The 575-nt window shown below is 32.3% G+C and carries 2 protein-coding genes; both read left to right on the plus strand.

Annotated elements, in window-relative coordinates; translation table 11 throughout:
• Positions 1 to 9: 9 nt before the first annotated feature.
• Complete coding sequence (locus tag GB932_RS21780; RefSeq protein WP_231915929.1) at positions 10 to 165, plus strand: 30S ribosomal protein S6; 156 nt, start codon at positions 10 to 12, stop codon at positions 163 to 165.
• A 32-nt stretch (positions 166 to 197) separates the two neighbouring features.
• Positions 198 to 500, plus strand: a complete 303-nt coding sequence (rpsR, locus tag GB932_RS21785) for a 30S ribosomal protein S18 (protein WP_002979091.1) — start codon at positions 198 to 200, stop codon at positions 498 to 500.
• Positions 501 to 575 lie beyond the last annotated feature (75 nt).

Below are 575 nucleotides of genomic sequence, written 5' to 3' on the forward strand. Positions count from 1 at the left end.
TATACTTTAATCGAATTTAAAGGAGAAGGTACTGTAGTTGCTGATTTAGAATTAGCATTTAAGCGTGACGAAAGAGTAATCCGTTACCTTACTACAAAACTTGACAAGCACGCTGTAGAGTACGCTGTAACAAGAAGAGCTAAAGTAAAAGCAGCTAAAGCTTAATTATTAACCCTATTTTTTAAAAAAGACAAGACATGGCAATAGATGAAATGGCTAAACAAGCCTCAGCAGGAGGAGAATCAGAAGTAAAATTCCTTACTCCACTTGATATCAATACAAAATCTGAAAAGAAATATTGTAGATTCAAAAAATACGGAATTAAGCACGTTGATTACAAAGATGCTGATTTCTTATTACAATTTGTAAACGAGCAAGGTAAAATTTTACCAAGAAGATACACCGGAACTTCTTTAAAATACCAAAGAAAAGTTTCTGCTGCTATCAAAAGAGCAAGACACCTTGCTTTACTACCATACGTAGCTGACTTATTGAAATAAGACAAAAATAAATAAGAGAAGAGGTTTTTCCTCTTCTTTTGTTGCTGAATACATCATTAATTCTAACTTGATTTT

Origin of the sequence: Microbacterium karelineae, assembly GCF_009745985.1 — a bacterium.
In the GTDB taxonomy this organism is placed as follows: domain Bacteria; phylum Actinomycetota; class Actinomycetes; order Actinomycetales; family Microbacteriaceae; genus Microbacterium; species Microbacterium karelineae.